A 17,170-nucleotide genomic window follows, 5' to 3' on the forward strand; every position below is an offset into this window, starting at 1 on the left:
GCGCGCTACTCCTCGGAGAGGTCGGTTCGAAGGTGTTGGAGGGCGGAACGGATCCTGGACTTCGCGGCGGGTAGTCCGATGCCGAGGCAGGCGGCTACCTGGGGATAGCTGAGGCCGCGATAGTAGGCGAGCGTGATGGATTCGCGCTGCAGCGAGCTCAGGCCGGTCAGGCTCTGCCGGACGGCGTCGCGGTCGTGGTTGCGCAGGGTTTCCTCGGCGACCACATCGATCGGCGGCTGATAGGCGCGAGTGCCCCATGCGTGATTGTGGTCGACGGTCGCACGCTCGTGCCGCACGCGGTCAACGGCTTGCCGATGAGCCAGCATTCGCAACCACGTCATTGCCGACCCGCGATTTTCGTCGAAGCTCACCGCACAGCGCCACACCTCCAGATAGACATCCTGGCAGGTTTCTTCGGCATATCCCGGGTCCCGGACTATTGCGAGCACTCGCTGAAATACCAGGTTTCGAGTACGGCGATACAACTGCGCAAATGCGTCACGATCGCCATTGCCGATACGGTGCACCAATTCTGCATCGGTACCGTCGGATTCGGTTTTCACCAGCCCGCGAACGGGTCGATCCACATGTGATCCGACGGCTGGAATTCGGCTGGACCGCTGCGAAACGAGCAAGGTCACGACTGCCCCCTGACAAACAGTGATACGACAAGAAATTGATACGTCGAAGCACTCCGTCGAGGGCATGGACGGTGCTGTGCGGTAAACGAATCCGGCCGAGGGCAGGGGCGTGGATCCACCGTTCGCCAGACTACCGGTCCTAATGGAGGTGCCGCCGCGAATTGGTGGATGCGGTGAATGCCGAGAATAGCTGGGGCGGAGTCAGATCCGCAGTCCGAGTTCTACGATGGCTTTGGCAACCGCGTGCACCGGCACGCGGTTGGTCCGCGCATGGGCACGGATCAGCTCGTAGGCGGCATCGGGTGTCATCCGCCCGGCATTGGCGAGCACACCCTTGGCCTGCTCGACGATGATCCGGGTATCAAGCGCGTGCGTCAACTGCCTGGTCAACTGTTCCTGGCGGCGGATGACAGTCGAATTGACGATGTGCCCGGTCGCCATGCTGGCGAGCAACCCACCTACCGAAAGGTCTCGTTCGGTCCAGTGCCGCGGTTCGCGCGCGTACATGCCGAGCACACCCACCTTGGTCTCGCCCAGCCGCATCGGTATCTCCGCCACCGCCGAAACCCCTTGCCTGACCGCCTCGGAGCAGAATTCCGGCCACAGCGCACGGCAACTGCCGATCTCAGTGACCGCGATGGGTTCACCCCGCCGCAAGACCTCCACGCTCGGGCCGCGTTCGCTGCTGTGCTGGCACAGCTCGACATCCATCAGGGCTTCGGGCATCGCCGCGGTGAACCTCTCCTGCCCGTCCGGCGCCAGTGTCACGGTGCAGCCCGCCAGATCCAGCACGTCGGTGGCACTGTCCATCAGCTGCTGGACCATCCGCGAGGTCTCACCGAACGGACCCAACACGTCCGCGAGCCGCGACACAGCCGCTACCAGCACCTCGCTATCAGACACCCGCACCACCCCGTATGCGAAAACAGGTCGTCCTGCCGAGTCCAGCGCCGCACTCGCCGACAATTCCATGGTATGGCCATGCCGACGAATTCCGTTGGTCTCGTGCACAATCGGTGGGTCGACACGCCCGGTGCCCGGATGTAACCATGGACGGCAGGATCGACCCCGACCGGACACAGCGTCGTGCACGGTCAGGGGTATTTTCGCTGAAATTTCTCCGCGTAAATGTGTCGACTCCGGGAGACTGCCATGGGACCCGCGTTCGGTGATCGGCGACATCCGGAACCCGGAGAGCCGCAGCCACATTCGGCGAAGCACCCGGAAAACACTGGCAACCTCAGAGTTTCGACGCTATTGCGGTCGCTGATCCGATCGGTCGGCAACCTTGCCGGCGAATTCGACGTGATCGAGCTATCCCAGCAACTGCTGGAGGCCTGCCTCGATTCGACCGACGCCGCCGACGCAGGCCTGCTGCTTGCCGATCAGCGCGGGGATCTACGCATCCTCGCCGCCAGCGCCGAACGGCAGGAGCTGCTGGATCTATTGCAACTCGGAGCTGTCGACGGCCCGAGCGCTCAGGCCTATCGCGGCATGAGTCCCGCCGCCCTGGACGATCTCGGCGGCACCGCGCATGAATCGCCGGAGTTCGGTCGTTGCGCGCTGGCCGCGGGCTACCGGTCGGCGTATGCCCTGCCGCTGCGGCTGCAACGCGACTGCATCGGCGCCCTCGCGATCTTCGGCGCCTCGACCGCCGCGCTCGACGACGCCGACATCGGTGTCGGGCAGGTCCTCGCCGACCTCGCAGGCATCGGCATCGCGCACTACATTGTCCTGGCCCAAGTCGGCACGGTCTATGCGCAACTACCCGCGGTCTTGAACAATCGCATCGCCATCGATCAGGCGAAAGGTGTTCTGGCCGAGCGTGACAGCTCCGATATGGACCGGGCCTTCCAGCGCATGCGCGGACATGCCCGCGCTACCGGCGTGCGCCTCGCCGACCTCGCCGCCGACATCGTCGACGGCCGTATCGACACCGCCGACGTCGGGATCGAACCACCGGACTGACCCACCAGGCGAGCGTTCAGTCGTAGTCGGTGTCGAATCGGACCCGGTTGTCGACGACCAGCTCGGCCACTTCGGCCAGCGACATCCCGTGCGCGAAGGCATAGGCGCGCAGCCGTGCGTAGGCATCCGGCGCGCGAATGTCCAACTGCGCGATCACCATTCCGGCCGCTTGGTGGATCAGGCCGCTCGTCAACGGCTGATCGCGCCACCGCTCGACGCCATGACCCGGTTGCGGCGAGCCCGCGACCAACTGCGCAATCACCAGATCGGCGACGTGCAGCCCCGCCGAGATCATCGCCGGTCGCGGCAGCCCGGGATACGCACCGTAGAGATCGAGCGCACCGAACCGAACCGCACCCAATTGCAGCGGCACGGCGAGCATCGAGCCGGAAATCCTCGGGTGCCCGACTCTTTCGATGCGAGCGAGCTCCTCGGCGAAACCGGGCCAGCGCTCGCCGCTCGCCGCCAGATCGGCCAGCAATACCGGGACCCCCTCGGTGACGGCCTCCACCGCCGGACCCTGGCCGACCGTGGTCTGCACCGTCTCGACCAAGACGGCGACACCGTCACTCGCACACCACGGTTGCAGCCCCGCATCGCGCTCCCGCATGAGGATCGCGGCGCGGCGCACCGGCAAGACCCGCACGCACGCATCACACAGCGCGGTGACCCCGTCGCCGCGGATCGACAGCGCCGAAAGGAACTCATCGGTCAAGTGATCGAACTGCGCCACACTCATCCTACGAACTACTCACAACCATTGCCCCCACTGCGATTTCGACGGCTTCCTTCTTCTGGTATTCGTCACGCTTCCGGCAATGGACCCCCCGATGCACCGCAAGAATACGAAACGACAGCCCTCCACACCAGGGTCGAAGGGCCCGCGCACCGAAGGGTGAGTCGACGGACTGTCTAGGGAATGGTGTCGGCCTGGACTTCCGCGTGCAGCCGTTGCAGCACCATCGCGCGGTCGGTCAGCACCGACCAATTCCGGGAGACGGCTTCGTGCACGGCGTGCGCCGCCGAAACGAGGGTGTCGGCGTCGGGATGCCCGGTCAGCAAGACGCCGACGTCGGCGGCGATGCCCAGGTCCAGCACTGGAACCACGGTATGCGGCATGCCGAGCAGTGCCGCGAGGATATCCAGCTGATCGGCGGGCACCAGCGCCCTCGCCGCGGACAGCACGGCGGCCGGAACGACGATCGTATTGCCGGATCCTGCTGTGGCCCACGCAATTGCGTGCGGATAGGGATCACGACGGCACCAACCGAGGACCGCGCCGAGGTCCAGGACGACTCCGGTCAGGGTTGCGGGGCTCACGCGGCGCCGGCCGCGTACTCATCCTCGGTCAGGGGCGGTAAGCCCAATAGGCCGCGCCCGTGATTGATCATTTCCAGCGGCGGCTTGCCACCGTAGACGCGCTCGATGGTGGCGACCGACTGCGCGCGGTCCATGCGCTGCTGAACCGACTCGGCGACGAACTGGGAGACCGACTCGATCCGCCCGCCCTCGCGCCATTTGTCCAGGGTCACGGCGATTTCCTCGGGGACTGTGACCGTCACCTTCCGAGTTCTGCGCTCTCTCGCCATATCGGAAGTGTACTCGGATATGGCCGGTCCGGAGCGGGTGCATAACCGGCCGCGACGTGGGAAAGTCTCGGTCATGAGAGCGCACCGCCGCATCGCCGTCGTCATTGCCGGGTTCGTGAGCGTCATGCTGGTGGCAGGTTGCGGCGCCCGCTCGGAACAGAGCAGCGGCCCGACCGCCAGTACCGTGTCCGGCGTCATTCCGCTGATCTCGACCGACGACCTACGGAGCGCGAGCGCCGACGAGGTGCACCTGTTCGGGCTGAACGATCTACACGGCAACCTTCAGCCGCCGGCCGGGTCGAGCGGAAAGATCGCCGGATACGAAGCGGGTGGGGCCGCCTACCTTGCCACGCATCTGGCGCGGTTGAAGAAGGCCTATCCGGCCAGTGCCGTTGTCGCGGCGGGTGACAACATCGGGGCGAGTCCGCTGATGTCGGGCCTGTTCCACGATGAGCCAACGGTGTCCTTCCTGAATTCCGTCGGGTTGACCGCCTCCGCGGTGGGGAATCACGAATTCGATGACGGTGTCATCGAATTGACGCGCGTTCAGCAGGGCGGCTGCGCCCTCGACGGCTGTTCGCCCGGCGCGCCGTTCACCGGGGCGAAATTCCCGTACCTGGCGGCGAATGTCACCGACGCCCAGGGCAAGTTGCCGCCCGCGCTACGCCCGTGGGCCATGCTCGAGGTCGGCGGTCATCGGATCGGCGTTGTCGGTACGGTCACCCCGGATACCGCGAATATCGTTTTCCCCGAAGGTATTCGGGGTTACACGTTCGGCGACGAGGTCGCCGCGATCAACACCTACGTGCCCGAGATGAAGGCAGCGGGCGCCGAGACCATCGTGGCGCTGGTGCACGATGGCGGCATCCAGAAGACGGCGCCGGAGGCCACCGTCGACTACAACGGCTGCGCGAACATCTCTCCCGAGGTCACCGCGCTGGCCACCCGCACCGACCCCGCGGTTCAGGCGCTGGTCACCGGGCACACCCACCAACCGTATGTATGCACGATCGAGGGCAAGGTGGTCACCCAAGCCGCCTCCTACGGTCGGCTGATCACCGACATCACCTTGAAATTCGGCGCAGGCGAGGTGCGGGCTTCGGCGGTGAACCGCGTGGTGACCCGCGAGGTCACCCCGGACTCGGCCACCACCGACCTGATCAATTTCTATGCCGAGCAAGCCGAGCCCCGAGCGGCCCGGGTGGTCGCCACGGCGGCGCAGACCCTCACGCACGAACCGGTGACTTCCGGCGAATCGCCGCTCGGCGATGTCATCGCCGACTCGATGCTCTCGGCCACCGCGGCCGCACCCGCCACCGCGGTGGCGGCCTTCATGAACCCCGGCGGCGTGCGCGCCGACCTGAAATCCGGCGAGATCACCTACGGCGATATCTACACCGTCCAACCGTTCGGCAATCAGGTCGTCACGGTCACCCTCACCGGCAGCCAGGTGGTACGCCTCCTGGAACAGCAATGGGACAACTCGAACAAGCCCACCGTCCTGTCCCCGTCCGGCCTCACTTACACCTACGTCGCCTCGGCCCCCAAGGGCAGCAAGATCGTCGCCGACAGCATCCGCATCGCGGGACAACCCCTCGATCAGGTCGCCACCTATCGGATCACCACGAACAGCTTCCTCGCCTCGGGCGGCGACGGCTTCACCGTCTTCACCGAGGGCACCGATAAGGCCGTCGGCCCGATCGATCTCGACGCCTTCGAGGCGTACGCGAAGAGCCGCCCACCGCTGCAAGCACCGCCCGCCCGGGTCGAGAAGCGGTAGTGCGCAATGCATCAGCAATCCCCCTATGCGATCGCTCACACACAGCCGAACCATCTGGACGAATGACCAGTCATTACTTCGGGTAACTGGAATTCTCTGTAACACATACCCTTTGACCTGCACATACGGTGACCAACCCCACAGCCCGCGCTGAGCTCAGCAGCTTGCCCGGGCCTCAGTGGACCCACTAAAGTTACCCACCAGTAGGGACGAAGGTGTTCTACTCCGGCCCGACCGCTATCACTCGGGGGCCGAATCATCGAAGTCCGCATTCACTGCTGCATGCCGGATGAGCGTTGTCCGACAACATGGTTCGAGTAAGAGCAGGAGAATGCGATGGCTACCTACATCGTGACGGGCGGTACCGGTTTTCTGGGGCGCCGGGTCGTTCAGGGACTCCTGGACGCGGATTCCGACGCCATTGTGCATGTGCTGGTGCGCGCCGCGTCGATGGCGAAGTTCACCGAACTCGCCGAGGGCTGGCACGGCGGCGAGCGCGTTTTCGCGCTGCTCGGCGATCTGACCGCCCACGGCCTCGGCCTCGGCAAGGAAGCGCCGCAGGCCGATCATGTCATCCACCTCGGCGCCGTCTACGACATGACCGCCGACGAGGACACCGCACACGCGGCCAATGTCGCGGGCACCCGCTCGGTGCTCGCGCTGGCCCGCGAGCTCGACGCGGTGCTGCACCACGTCTCCTCGGTGGCCGTCGCGGGTGATCACAAGGGCAAGTTCTTCGAGGAGGATTTCGACCTCGGCCAGCAGCTGACCTCGCCCTATCACCGCACCAAGTTCGCGGCCGAAAAGCTCGTGCGCGAGTCGCGCGGCGTGCGCTGGCGGGTGTACCGGCCCGCCATCGTGGTCGGCGATTCCCGCACCGGTGAGATGGACAAGATCGACGGTCCCTACTACTTCTTCCCGGCCATCGCCAAGCTGGGTGCCCTGCCCACCGACCTGCCGATGCCGCTGCCCGATCTCGGCGCGACGAACATCGTGCCGGTCGACTACGTCGCCGCCGCCATGGTCGAGCTGGTGCGCCGAAACGGCTTGGATGGACGCACATTCCACCTGGTCAACCCCGAACCGCAGCCCTTCGGCGAGGTCTACGCGGCACTGGCCACGGCAGCGGGCGCTCCGACCGGGATCGGCACCGTGCCGGGCAGTGGGCTCGCGCTCAGTGGGCTCGCCCACCTCCCCGGCGTTCCCGCGGTCCGCGATTTCCTGTTGGAGCAGTTGGGAATTCCGGCCGCCGTCGCGCCGCACACGTCCTTCTCCGCTGAGTTCATCTCCGACTCCACTCGCGCCCACCTGCGCGGCACCGAATTGTCGGTGCCGTCCTTCGACAGCTACGCCGAGCGGCTGTGGGCGTACTGGCGCGAGAACCTGGACCCGAACCGCGATCACGTCGCCGGCAGCGCCGACCCGTTCACCGGCCGCACCATCCTGATCACCGGCGCGTCGTCGGGTATCGGGCTGGCCACCGCCCATGCGGTGGCCCGGCGTGGCGCCACAGTCCTCATGGTCGCCCGCGGCCGTGACGACCTGCTCGCCGCGGCCACCGCCATTCGCGCCGAAGGTGGTACGGCTTTTGCCTACCCTTGCGACATCACCGATTCCGAGGCCGTCGATGTACTGGTCCCCACGCTGCTCGCCGACCACGGTCACGTCGACTATCTGGTGAACAATGCCGGGCGCTCGATCCGCCGCTCGGTGCTCAATTCCACCGATCGCATGCACGACTTCGAGCGGACCATGGCGGTCAACTACTTCGGCGCGGTCCGCCTCATCCTCGCCCTACTTCCCTCGATGCGGGCGCGGCGCTTCGGGCACGTCGTCAATATCTCCTCGATCGCCGTGCAGACCAAGGTCCCGCGCTTTGCCGCCTACGTGGCGAGCAAGTCGGCACTGGACAACTTCAGCGAGATCGCCGCCGTCGAAAATCGCGACGCCGGAATCACTTTCACCTCGGTCCGGATGCCGTTGGTTCGCACCGCGATGATCGCTCCCACCGATCTCTACCGCTCCCTCCCGGTCCCCGACCCGGACCAGGCCGCCGCCATCGTCGTGCGGGCACTGACCGACCGACCCGACCGCATCGACACCCCCGTCGGCACCTTCGCCCAGGCCGTCGAACTGCTGATGCCGACGGTCAAGCGCACCATCATGCATCAGGGCTTCCGCCTGTTCGGCGAATCCCATGCGGCACAGGGTGTTCCCGCCACGGTCCCGGCCGTGCCGATCACCGAATCCGCCGAACACGCATCGGATCGAGCCCCCAAGCGCAGTGCCCTACTGGCCCTCGCACCGGTCCTGCTCCCGCTGATGGCGCTGCCGAGTCCCGCCGCGCGGGTAGCCAGGGTGATCCCCGGCCTGCACTGGTAACGACTACCGCGCCACCGGGGTTCGCAAGGCCTGAACACACCGGCGGCGGGGCCGATTCGACATCGGTCCCGCCGCGCGGATTTCCCGGTGGGGCTTACACCCGGCTCGCCGCGAACCAAGCGGCAGGCCACAGGGCCCATCCGTAGTTCGAATGCTGAGTCGGATCAAATCCGCCGCCGCACACCGGATCACCGCCCGCGCAGTAATTCGCGGTTCGCCAACCGAAATGGTCCGGGACGTTCCAGCCGATGAGCCGGAGCGGATCGCCGAACAACAGCACCGCCGCCACCTTCCACTGCAGGTCGCCGGGCAGCGGGAAAATGCCGGGCAGCGTGGTGACGATGCCGGTGCCGAGGACACCGTGCACGACGGCCGCACCCTGCGAATAGCCGACCAGGATGAACCGCTGATCCGGGCAGACCGCGGACTGATGGATGATGTGGTTGGTCATGTCGTGGGTGCCGCGTGCCAGCGACGTCGTGTCGAGCAGGTCCGCTGGGTAGTTCACCCGGTACGCGCCCGCGCTCACCGGAAGCGCTTGCAGGAGCGTGTCATACAGCGGATCGCCGACGACCGAGCCGAGGAACCCAGGTTCGTGGGTTCCCCTGGCGACGACCACTTCCACCTCCGCACAGTCGTCCGCCCATGCGTGCGTGCCTAGATTCGTCGTCGCCGTGACTCCGACCGCGAGCACTAGCACAGCGAATGCCCGCGTGGCACGCCACTTTTCGAACAGGGATACCTTCCGGTTGACCATCGTGATCACCTCTCACGCCGTTGTGAGAAGCCGAGATTCTGACGATTGTCAGTGACAATTGCTCGGCTATATACGCGATGGTAAGAACGACCGGAGGTGACGTCGAGCAACCGGACTCAAGCGATACCGAGTTACCGCACAATCGTGTCCTGCGTGGTCTCGCGCGAGTGACGAGAACCGCTGTGCGAGTGAAACGCCCGTGCGCGAGATCCGCGAGGGGCGCGATCCGCTGTATCGAGGGAGTACCCCCGCGCGGTCAGGTGTATGCGCTGTTTGCCCGCCAGCGCAAGGAATTCGCGCGCGTCGGCACGAGTGTTGCGGCCACCGAGCGAATTTCCCGGTGGGGGGTTCTACACCTGGCTTGCCGCGAACCCGGCAGCCGGCCACATGGCCCAGCCGTAGTTCGCGTGTGCGGTCGGATCAGTTCCGCCACCGCACGCCGGATCGCCGCCCGCACAGTAATCCGCGGTTCGCTCGGCGAATTGACCGGGGACACTCCACCCGATCAGCCGGAGCGGATCGCCGAACAGCAGCACCGCCGCCACCTTCCACTGCAGTTCTCCGGGCAGCGGGTAGATGCCGGGCAGGGTGGTCACGATGCCGGTGCCGAGCACACCGTGCACGACGACCGCGCCCTGCGAGTAGCCGACCAGGATGAACCGCTGATCCGGGCAGTTCGCGGACTGCTGGATGACGTGGTCTGTCATGTCCTGGGTGCCGCGGCTGAGCGAGGCCGGATCGAGCAAGTCCGCGGTGTAGTTCACGCGGTACGGGCTGACACTCACCGGAAGTGCTTGCAGGAGCGTGTCATACAGCGGATCGCCGACAATCGAGCCGAGGAACCCAGCCTCCTGGGTGCCCCTGGCAACAACCACATCGAGGCCCGCACAGGACTCGGCCCATGCCTGCACGCCTAGATTCGTCGTCACCGTGACTCCGACCGCGAGCAATAGCACCGCCACCGCCCGGGTCGCACCCCACTTGTCGAACAGGGATACCTTCCGGTTGACCATCGTGACCACCTCTCACGCCGTTGTGAGAAACCGAGATTCTGACGATTGTCAGTGACAATCTCTCGGCTATATACCCCATTGTAAGAAGGACCCGAGGTGCCGTCGAGCAACCGAAGTCGAGCTATGCCGAGTCATCGACCCAGCGTGGCCTGGGCGGTCCGGGCTACGATTGCGCCGCGCTGACGATCGGTTCCGCCGTGCGCCACGCGCTGACCCGGTTCGCTAGCCGCGCTCGCTCAAGAAACGAGAACCGCTGCGCCGGTGAAACGTCCGTGTGCGAGATCCGCGAGCGCGCGATCCGCGGTATCGAGGGAGTATCCGCGGGTGGTCAGGTGTATGCGGTGTTTGCCGGCCAAAGTAAGGAATTCGCGAGCGTCGGCGCGGGTGTTGGCGGTCACCGAGCGAATTTCCCGCTCCTGGAACAGATGCTGCTGATAATTCAGGACCGGGATGTCGCTGAGGTGGATGCCCGCGATGGCGAGCACGCCGCCGCGATCGAGCGCCGCCAGCGCGGGCAGCACCAGATCCCCGGCCGGTGCGAACAGAATCGCCGCATCCAGTTGGACCGGAGGCTGATCCGCGGCCCCCTGTACCGACGCCGCGCCGAGATCCCTCGCCAGCTCGCGGGCGGCCGGATCCCGAGTCATCACATGCACCTGCGCACCACGCGCGAGCGCCACTTGGGCGGCGATATGCGCACTGCCGCCGAAGCCGTAGATCCCCAGCCGACCGCCCTGCGGCAGCGCGGTCCGCTGCAACGCGCGATATCCGATAATTCCCGCGCACAGCAGCGGGGCGGTGTCGACGTCGGAGTAGCCCGCGGGCAGTCGCAACGCGTAAGCCGCTGGGACCGTGGCGAACTGGGCGTATCCCCCGTCCGCGTCCCATCCGGTGTACTCCGACCGCGGGCACAAATTCTCAGCGCCGCGCAGGCAGTACCGGCACTCCCCGCAGGTATGACGCAGCCACGCGATCCCCACCCGATCGCCGACGGCGAAGGTATCCGCGCCGTCCCGGCGAATGCCGGGACCCAACGCCACCACCTCCCCGACGATTTCGTGCCCTGGCACCACACCCGGCCGATGTACCGGCAGATCTCCCTCGGCCACATGCAGGTCGGTCCGACAGACTCCGCACGCCAGCACCCGCACCAACAGCTCACCCGCCGAGGGCTCCGGCACGGGCTCGCGAACGCGGTCCAACGGACCACCATCGATAAGTCCCGGCCGCCGCACGCGCCAGCCGATCATCGACGCGGCGCCTGAAACCTCGCTCATATCGATCACTCCTCGCCGTCAGCAGGAAGGTCGTATGGGTCCCGGCGCGCGCCGGGACGACGGTCCGCGTTCGACCCTACCCATTCGATTTCCCGAATTGCGACACTCACTTCTGATACATTCCTGTATTGAATACATCGGTGTATCCGGAGGGCCGGATGACCGGTCCGCAAAGAAGGAGGTTCGCCGTGGCCTCGTCCACCGCTGCGGCGACCCCGGCGAAACGGGTCACTCGCAGACGAACCGAAACCAGAAACCGCCTGCTCACGGCCGCATACGAGGTGTTCGCCGAGGAAGGCTTCGGCCGTTCCACCGTCGAGCGCGTGTGCGATCGCGCGGGCTTCACCCGGGGCGCGTTCTACTCCAACTTCACCTCACTCGACGAGCTGTTCCTCACCATGTGGGAGCAGCGGTCCGCGGCCATGCTCGCCGGTGTCCGCGCCACCCTCGACAAATTCGCGGTCGACGGAGTGACCGACCTGCGCGCGGCGATCGAACGCCTGGATCGGGCGGTGCCGATCGACGAGGCCTGGTACCGCATCACCGCCGAGTTCACCACACACGCGCTGCGCACCCCGGCGCTGCGACAGGTGATGGCCGCCCGCGAGGAATTGATCGTCGCGGCACTGATGCCGACCATCGTCGCCGCACTGGCTCGCGTCGGGCGCACCGTCCCCGATCCGGTCGCGCTCGGCCAGGCCCTCGTCGCCGTGCACGACGGCACCACCGTGCAGGTCCTGATGGAACCCCGAAGTCGTCGCATACGCCGCCGACGCACCGAGCTCCTGTGCCACGTCGTACTTGCTTACAGCACCACCACCCCCGAACTCAGCACCGCAACCGAAGGATGAACATGGCCGACCGCAGTCCCGAATTCGCGCAAGAGGCAGACGTCATCGTCGTCGGCGCAGGCCTGGCCGGGCTCGTGGCGACCCACGAACTGGTCAAGGCCGGTCGCAAGGTGCATGTGCTCGACCAGGAGAACCGCAACAACCTGGGCGGGCAGGCATTCTGGTCGCTGGGCGGGCTGTTCTTCGTCGACAGCCCGGAACAGCGGCGCCTCGGCATCAAGGACTCCTACGAGTTGGCCATGCAGGACTGGCTCGGCTCGGCGGGCTTCGACCGCGACGCCGAGGATCACTGGGCTCGCCAGTGGGCGCAGGCCTACGTCCGATTCGCCGCCACCGAGAAGCGGGACTACCTGCGCGAATTGGGGTTACGTGTGACACCGCTGGTCGGCTGGGCCGAACGCGGTGGCGCCTCCGCCGACGGCCACGGCAATTCGGTGCCGCGCTTCCACCTGACCTGGGGCACCGGCCCCGAGGTGGTGCGGGTTTTCCGAGAGCCGGTCCTCGACGGCGAGCGACGTGGCCTGGTCGGCTTCAGTTTCCGACACCAGGTCGATGAGCTGATCGTCGAGGACGGCACGGTTGTCGGCGTGCGCGGCAGCGTGCTCGAAGACACCGATCTGGAGCGCGGCAAGGCATCCTCACGAAACGTGGTCGGCGAATTCGAGTTCCGCGCGAAGGCTGTGATCGTGACCTCCGGTGGCATCGGCCACAATCACGAACTGATCCGCCGCAACTGGCCGACCGACCGGCTCGGCCCATGCCCCGAAACCCTCATCTCGGGTGTGCCCGCGCACGTGGACGGCCGGATGCTCGGCATCTCCGAGTCCGCCGGCGGCGCGATCGTCAACCGTGACCGCATGTGGCACTACACCGAGGGCATCGTCAACTGGAATCCGATTTGGCCCGACCATGCCATCCGGATCATTCCCGGTCCGTCGTCACTGTGGTTCGATGCCAACGGAAAGCGTTTGCCCGCACCGTGTTTCCCCGGTTTCGACACCAACTCCACGATGAAGGAGATCCTGGCGACCGGCCACGACTACTCCTGGTTCGTGCTCACCCAGTCGATCATCGAGAAGGAGTTCGCGCTCTCGGGTTCCGAACAGAACCCGGACATCACCGGCAAGGACCTCAAACTCACCCTCAAGAGCCGGGTGGCCAAGGGCGCGCCGGGACCGGTCGAGGCGTTCAAGCAACACGGCGTCGATTTCGTGGTGGCCGACACGCTGCGCGAATTGGTCGACGGCATGAACAAGATCGCGCGTGGCCCCCGGCTCGACCACGACGACCTGGAACGCCAGATCGTCGCGCGTGACCGCGAGCTGACCAACAAGTACTCCAAAGACGCTCAGCTGATGGCAATCACCAACGCGCGTCAATACTTTGGTGACAAGGCGGGCCGAGTGGCCAAACCGCACCGCATCCTCGATCCCGCGCACGGCCCGTTGATCGCGGTGCGGCTGAATGTCCTTACCCGCAAGACGCTCGGCGGCCTGCAGACCAACCTCGACTCGCAGGTGATGCGCGAGGACGGCACGGTGCTGCCCGGACTGTACGCAGCGGGTGAGGTCGCCGGGTTCGGCGGCGGTGGTGTGCACGGCTACAACGCCCTCGAGGGCACGTTCCTCGGCGGCTGCATCTTCTCCGGTCGGGCCGCCGGCCGCGCCTTGGCCACGAAACCCCTCTGACCGCAACACTTTCCGCCTGATCAGGAGTGACAGACCGCGGCCCGGCCCGAGGTCTTCTTGGCTCGGGTGGTGGTCGGCGCCGCTGTCGTGGGGGCCACGGCCGTCGACGGCGCGGTCACCGGTTCGACGGAATACAGTCGCGCGCCGGTGTACCGCTGCCCGGGCTCCAGCGAGATCCCGGACACCTCGACCTGATGTCCGTACACATCGACCACCCGGGCGGAGAAAGGTCCAGGACCCGCATCGGAAATCGTCCAGTAGTTGTCCATTCCGCGGTTCAGTTCCTGCCACCCCCCGCCCGTCGTCGGCCGGATCGCCACGCGCTGGATGGGATTTCCCGAGCCGCTCACCAGGATCGCCAGCCATTGCGCCGAGGAATCCGATTTCACCTCGTAGAACAGCTCGGGGGCTGGATCCGGGTCGCGGACGACCGTGTAGCCGACCTGCGCCACACCGTCGGACTGTTCGGCGATCTGCGCGAATGCGGCGGTACTCAGATCCAGTTGTCCCGGAGCGCATCCGGGGCAACGGTCGGCGATGAGCACCCGGACATCGCCGCGTGGGCCGTGCACGTCGAGGTAGGCGCCGCACAGGTCGGCAGTGCCGTACTCCTGCGTGGACATCCCGACATAGAAGCCGTCCGATGGCAGGTCGGGGAAGGAGCAGGCCACGCCCTGACGGAACGCGTAGTAGCGCGCCACACCGGGCAAGTCCGGATCCGGCGGGGGTGCCGAATGCCGCGCCGCGAGGCCGGAACTACTGATGGCCACCGGTATTCGTGCTGTTGTGAGGTTCTCGCCGACGGTGGGTGTGGTGCCGCACGACGCGGGTTCCGGCCGTGACACCCAGACCACCACCCCGACAACCGCCACCATGGCCCCCAGGGTCGACCACAGCCAACCCGAGCGGAAGTGTGCTTGCTCGATCGGTATTCGGTGCACCGCGGTCCCCGGCTTCCGGCTCACCCAACTCGCGGACTGTCCATCCTGACTGCATCAGGAAAGCAGTTGAAACGGCAACGCATATCTCGAACGAAAATCTTCGTAGTGAAACACCCGCAGTACGGCAATCTTGTCGCAAATAGCCAGCATTCACCTCAGCGACGGCCGAGCGAGCAGGAAAAGATCCGGAGTACCGCCGTTTACGAAGTCGCCCGTTCCGGCACCAGGTCGACCCCGGAAAGCTGGTGGTCCATCCGATCCCGCTTGGCGCGCAGGTAGCGGATGTTGTGTTCGGTCGGCGTCGCCTGCAGCGGCAGCCGCCGCCGCACGGTGATGCCGTGCTCCGCCAATCCGGCCGCCTTGGCGGGGTTGTTGCTCAGCAGCCGCACCGACCGGATACCGAGGTCGGCGAGCACCTGCGCACCCGCCGCATACCTGCGGGCATCCACCGGCAACCCCAGCGCCAGGTTGGCCTCGACGGTATCGGCGCCGCGATCCTGTAACTCATAGGCCCGCAGCTTGTTCAGCAGACCAACGCCCCGTCCCTCCTGGCCACGCAGATACACGACAACGCCACTGCCCTCCGCCGCGACCGCACGCATCGAAGCGTCCAACTGGTCGCCGCAATCGCAGCGCAGCGAGCCGAGCGCGTCGCCGGTGAGGCATTCCGAATGCAATCGCACCAGCACCGAATCGCGGCGCGGTTCGCCGAAAACCAAGGCGAGGGTTTCGGTTCCGGTGATGTCGTCGCGGTAGCCGACCACCCGGAACTCACCGAACCTGGTGGGCAGCCTGGTCTCCACAACTCTGGTCAGCGTGTGTTCGACGCGGCGGCGGTAGTCGATCAGATCGGCGATCGAGATGATCGGCAGGCCGTGCGTATCAGCGAAATCGAGCAGTTCGGGCAGCCGCGCCATCGATCCGTCGTCGAGCACGATTTCGGCGATGACACCGGCGGGCCGCAGCCCGGCGAGCCTGGTCAGATCGACGGCGGCCTCGGTGTGGCCCGCGCGGCCGAGCACACCACTGGGGTGCGCACGCAGCGGGAAGACGTGCCCGGGCCTGGTCAGGTCATCATGGCCGGTGAGCGGATCGGCGAGCGCTTGTACGGTGCGGGCCCGATCGGCGGCCGAAATGCCCGTTGTCACACCGGAAGACGCGTCCACCGACACCGTGTAGGCGGTGCCCTTCGGATCCTCGTTGACCGGCGTCATCGGTGGCAGCCGGAGCCGATCGAGGTCCGCGCCCGCCATCGGCGCGCACAGCACGCCGCTGGTATAGCGAACCATGAAGGCGATCGTCTCCGGCGTCGCCAGTCCGGCGGCGAGCACCAAATCACCTTCGTTCTCCCGGTCTTCGTCATCGACGACGACCACCATGCCACCCGCCGCGAGCGCGGCGAGCGCCGCCTCGATGGTGTCCAACGATCGCTGCCGCACGAATTCGGTACTCATGACCCACCTCCTATATGACTAGTAGATATATACCTGTTAGTCACAGGAAGGGCCTGTCCCGCTCAGTGGACCACTGCGCGGGTACAACCTCAGGAAGCGCGCTTGCCCTTGGCTTTCGGGGTCGGCTTTTGCTGCTGGGCGGCGAGTTTCTCGACGTCGGCGAGCAGTTCCTTCGCGAAATCGCGCTCGGCCTCATAGTGGCGCACGCACCACCGCAGCACCGCGCCCGGGTAGGCCCAGTCGGGGTTCTCGTCGGCGCCCTCGGCATCGATCTCGGCCAGCTTGCGCATCTTCTCGGCATAGCCGATGTGCTCGCTGAGGATGCCGCGCAACCGCTCCGGCTCGGCGAGATGTCCGAGCCAGGCGCGCAGCATCACGCTGTGCTTGAGCACGGGCGCCTCCACCGGCGCGTGGTTCACCCAGTGCGCGGCCGCGGCGCGGCCGCTGTCGGTGATCGCGTACATCCGCTTGCCGCGCACGCCGTCGTCCTGAAGGACGGTGCGCGAGGTCGCGTAGCCGTGCTTTTCCAGACGTTTGAGCTCAGCGTAGATCTGGCTGAACGACGGGCTCCAGTAGAAGAACTGCAGGCTCCAATCGGCCCATTTCTTCAGGTCGTAGCCGGAGAGTTCGTCGGCGTGCGAGAGCATCCCGAGCACGGCCCAGCTGGTCGTCGGCAGATCGGGAATCCCGGCCTCCGCAGAGGCAGGCTTGGCATCGGTCACGGTAGGACTATATCGCTTAGGCATATTTCGGGTAAAACATCTCGTTGAGTGGGATTCGCGAGATCCGGATACCCCGACCTTGTGACAGGTTTCACAACACGCAATTC

General features: G+C 66.2%; 16 protein-coding genes. 5 read left to right on the top strand and 11 right to left on the bottom strand.

Annotated elements, in window-relative coordinates; translation table 11 throughout:
• Positions 1 to 5: 5 nt before the first annotated feature.
• Positions 6 to 587 (bottom strand): sigma-70 family RNA polymerase sigma factor, encoded by a 582-nt coding sequence (locus tag ACFQZZ_RS17855; protein ID WP_378681468.1) that lies wholly within the window; start codon positions 585 to 587, stop codon positions 6 to 8.
• Between the two features lie 255 nt (positions 588 to 842).
• A complete protein-coding gene (locus tag ACFQZZ_RS17860; RefSeq protein ID WP_378681471.1) occupies positions 843 to 1,544 on the bottom strand; it encodes an ANTAR domain-containing protein in 702 nt (233 codons plus the stop codon).
• A 249-nt stretch (positions 1,545 to 1,793) separates the two neighbouring features.
• Between ACFQZZ_RS17860 and ACFQZZ_RS17865 the strand changes: the two genes are divergently transcribed.
• Positions 1,794 to 2,609: a GAF and ANTAR domain-containing protein gene (locus ACFQZZ_RS17865; RefSeq protein ID WP_378681474.1), complete on the top strand. Its 816-nt coding sequence runs from the start codon at positions 1,794 to 1,796 to the stop codon at positions 2,607 to 2,609.
• Positions 2,610 to 2,625: 16 nt separating this feature from the next.
• On the opposite strand, the gene ACFQZZ_RS17870 is transcribed toward ACFQZZ_RS17865, so the two are convergent.
• The 3 genes from ACFQZZ_RS17870 to ACFQZZ_RS17880 form a co-directional block, all read right to left on the bottom strand.
• Positions 2,626 to 3,348: a GAF and ANTAR domain-containing protein gene (locus ACFQZZ_RS17870; protein WP_378681477.1), complete on the bottom strand. Its 723-nt coding sequence runs from the start codon at positions 3,346 to 3,348 to the stop codon at positions 2,626 to 2,628.
• A 173-nt stretch (positions 3,349 to 3,521) separates the two neighbouring features.
• Entirely contained in the window at positions 3,522 to 3,929 is a 408-nt protein-coding gene (locus ACFQZZ_RS17875) for a hypothetical protein (RefSeq protein WP_378681480.1), read from the bottom strand.
• The gene (locus ACFQZZ_RS17880; protein WP_378681483.1) at positions 3,926 to 4,198 is read right to left on the bottom strand and encodes a hypothetical protein; all 273 of its coding nucleotides are present in this window, start codon (positions 4,196 to 4,198) and stop codon (positions 3,926 to 3,928) included. Before ACFQZZ_RS17880 ends, ACFQZZ_RS17875 begins: the two co-directional genes overlap by 4 nt.
• A 73-nt stretch (positions 4,199 to 4,271) precedes the next feature.
• Between ACFQZZ_RS17880 and ACFQZZ_RS17885 the strand changes: the two genes are divergently transcribed.
• On the top strand, positions 4,272 to 5,978 hold the full coding sequence (locus ACFQZZ_RS17885) for a bifunctional metallophosphatase/5'-nucleotidase (RefSeq protein WP_378681486.1): 1,707 nt from the start codon (positions 4,272 to 4,274) through the stop codon (positions 5,976 to 5,978).
• Positions 5,979 to 6,314: 336 nt separating this feature from the next.
• Positions 6,315 to 8,360 carry an SDR family oxidoreductase gene (locus ACFQZZ_RS17890; RefSeq protein ID WP_378681489.1) on the top strand — a complete coding sequence of 682 codons (2,046 nt, stop codon included), beginning with the start codon at positions 6,315 to 6,317 and terminating at the stop codon, positions 8,358 to 8,360.
• A 94-nt stretch (positions 8,361 to 8,454) separates the two neighbouring features.
• Here ACFQZZ_RS17890 and ACFQZZ_RS17895 read toward each other — a convergent pair whose 3' ends face one another.
• The 3 genes from ACFQZZ_RS17895 to ACFQZZ_RS17905 all read right to left on the bottom strand — a co-directional run bounded on the left by ACFQZZ_RS17895 (position 8,455) and on the right by ACFQZZ_RS17905 (position 11,380).
• Positions 8,455 to 9,117, bottom strand: coding sequence for a cutinase family protein (locus ACFQZZ_RS17895; protein ID WP_378681491.1), 663 nt, complete (start codon positions 9,115 to 9,117; stop codon positions 8,455 to 8,457).
• 350 nt (positions 9,118 to 9,467) lie between these two features.
• Positions 9,468 to 10,130 carry a cutinase family protein gene (locus ACFQZZ_RS17900; protein WP_378681494.1) on the bottom strand — a complete coding sequence of 221 codons (663 nt, stop codon included), beginning with the start codon at positions 10,128 to 10,130 and terminating at the stop codon, positions 9,468 to 9,470.
• A 236-nt stretch (positions 10,131 to 10,366) separates the two neighbouring features.
• Positions 10,367 to 11,380 carry a zinc-binding alcohol dehydrogenase family protein gene (locus ACFQZZ_RS17905; protein ID WP_378681893.1) on the bottom strand — a complete coding sequence of 338 codons (1,014 nt, stop codon included), beginning with the start codon at positions 11,378 to 11,380 and terminating at the stop codon, positions 10,367 to 10,369.
• 185 nt (positions 11,381 to 11,565) lie between these two features.
• Here ACFQZZ_RS17905 and ACFQZZ_RS17910 point away from each other — a divergent pair, with 185 nt between their 5' ends.
• Positions 11,566 to 12,258 (top strand): TetR/AcrR family transcriptional regulator, encoded by a 693-nt coding sequence (locus ACFQZZ_RS17910; protein WP_378681895.1) that lies wholly within the window; start codon positions 11,566 to 11,568, stop codon positions 12,256 to 12,258.
• Positions 12,255 to 13,946: an FAD-binding dehydrogenase gene (locus ACFQZZ_RS17915; protein ID WP_378681497.1), complete on the top strand. Its 1,692-nt coding sequence runs from the start codon at positions 12,255 to 12,257 to the stop codon at positions 13,944 to 13,946. The genes ACFQZZ_RS17910 and ACFQZZ_RS17915 overlap by 4 nt, the downstream gene beginning before the upstream one ends.
• A gap of 20 nt (positions 13,947 to 13,966) precedes the next feature.
• Here ACFQZZ_RS17915 and ACFQZZ_RS17920 read toward each other — a convergent pair whose 3' ends face one another.
• From ACFQZZ_RS17920 to ACFQZZ_RS17930, 3 genes are all read right to left on the bottom strand, one after another.
• Positions 13,967 to 14,821: an expansin EXLX1 family cellulose-binding protein gene (locus tag ACFQZZ_RS17920; protein WP_378681500.1), complete on the bottom strand. Its 855-nt coding sequence runs from the start codon at positions 14,819 to 14,821 to the stop codon at positions 13,967 to 13,969.
• 266 nt (positions 14,822 to 15,087) lie between these two features.
• Entirely contained in the window at positions 15,088 to 16,341 is a 1,254-nt protein-coding gene (locus tag ACFQZZ_RS17925) for a bifunctional 3,4-dihydroxy-2-butanone-4-phosphate synthase/GTP cyclohydrolase II (protein WP_378681502.1), read from the bottom strand.
• 89 nt (positions 16,342 to 16,430) lie between these two features.
• The gene (locus ACFQZZ_RS17930; protein WP_378681505.1) at positions 16,431 to 17,063 is read right to left on the bottom strand and encodes a PadR family transcriptional regulator; all 633 of its coding nucleotides are present in this window, start codon (positions 17,061 to 17,063) and stop codon (positions 16,431 to 16,433) included.
• Between the last annotated feature and the right edge of the window lie 107 nt (positions 17,064 to 17,170).

Source organism: Nocardia sp. GCM10030253, from assembly GCF_042675075.1.
Classification (GTDB): Bacteria; Actinomycetota; Actinomycetes; order Mycobacteriales; family Mycobacteriaceae; genus Nocardia.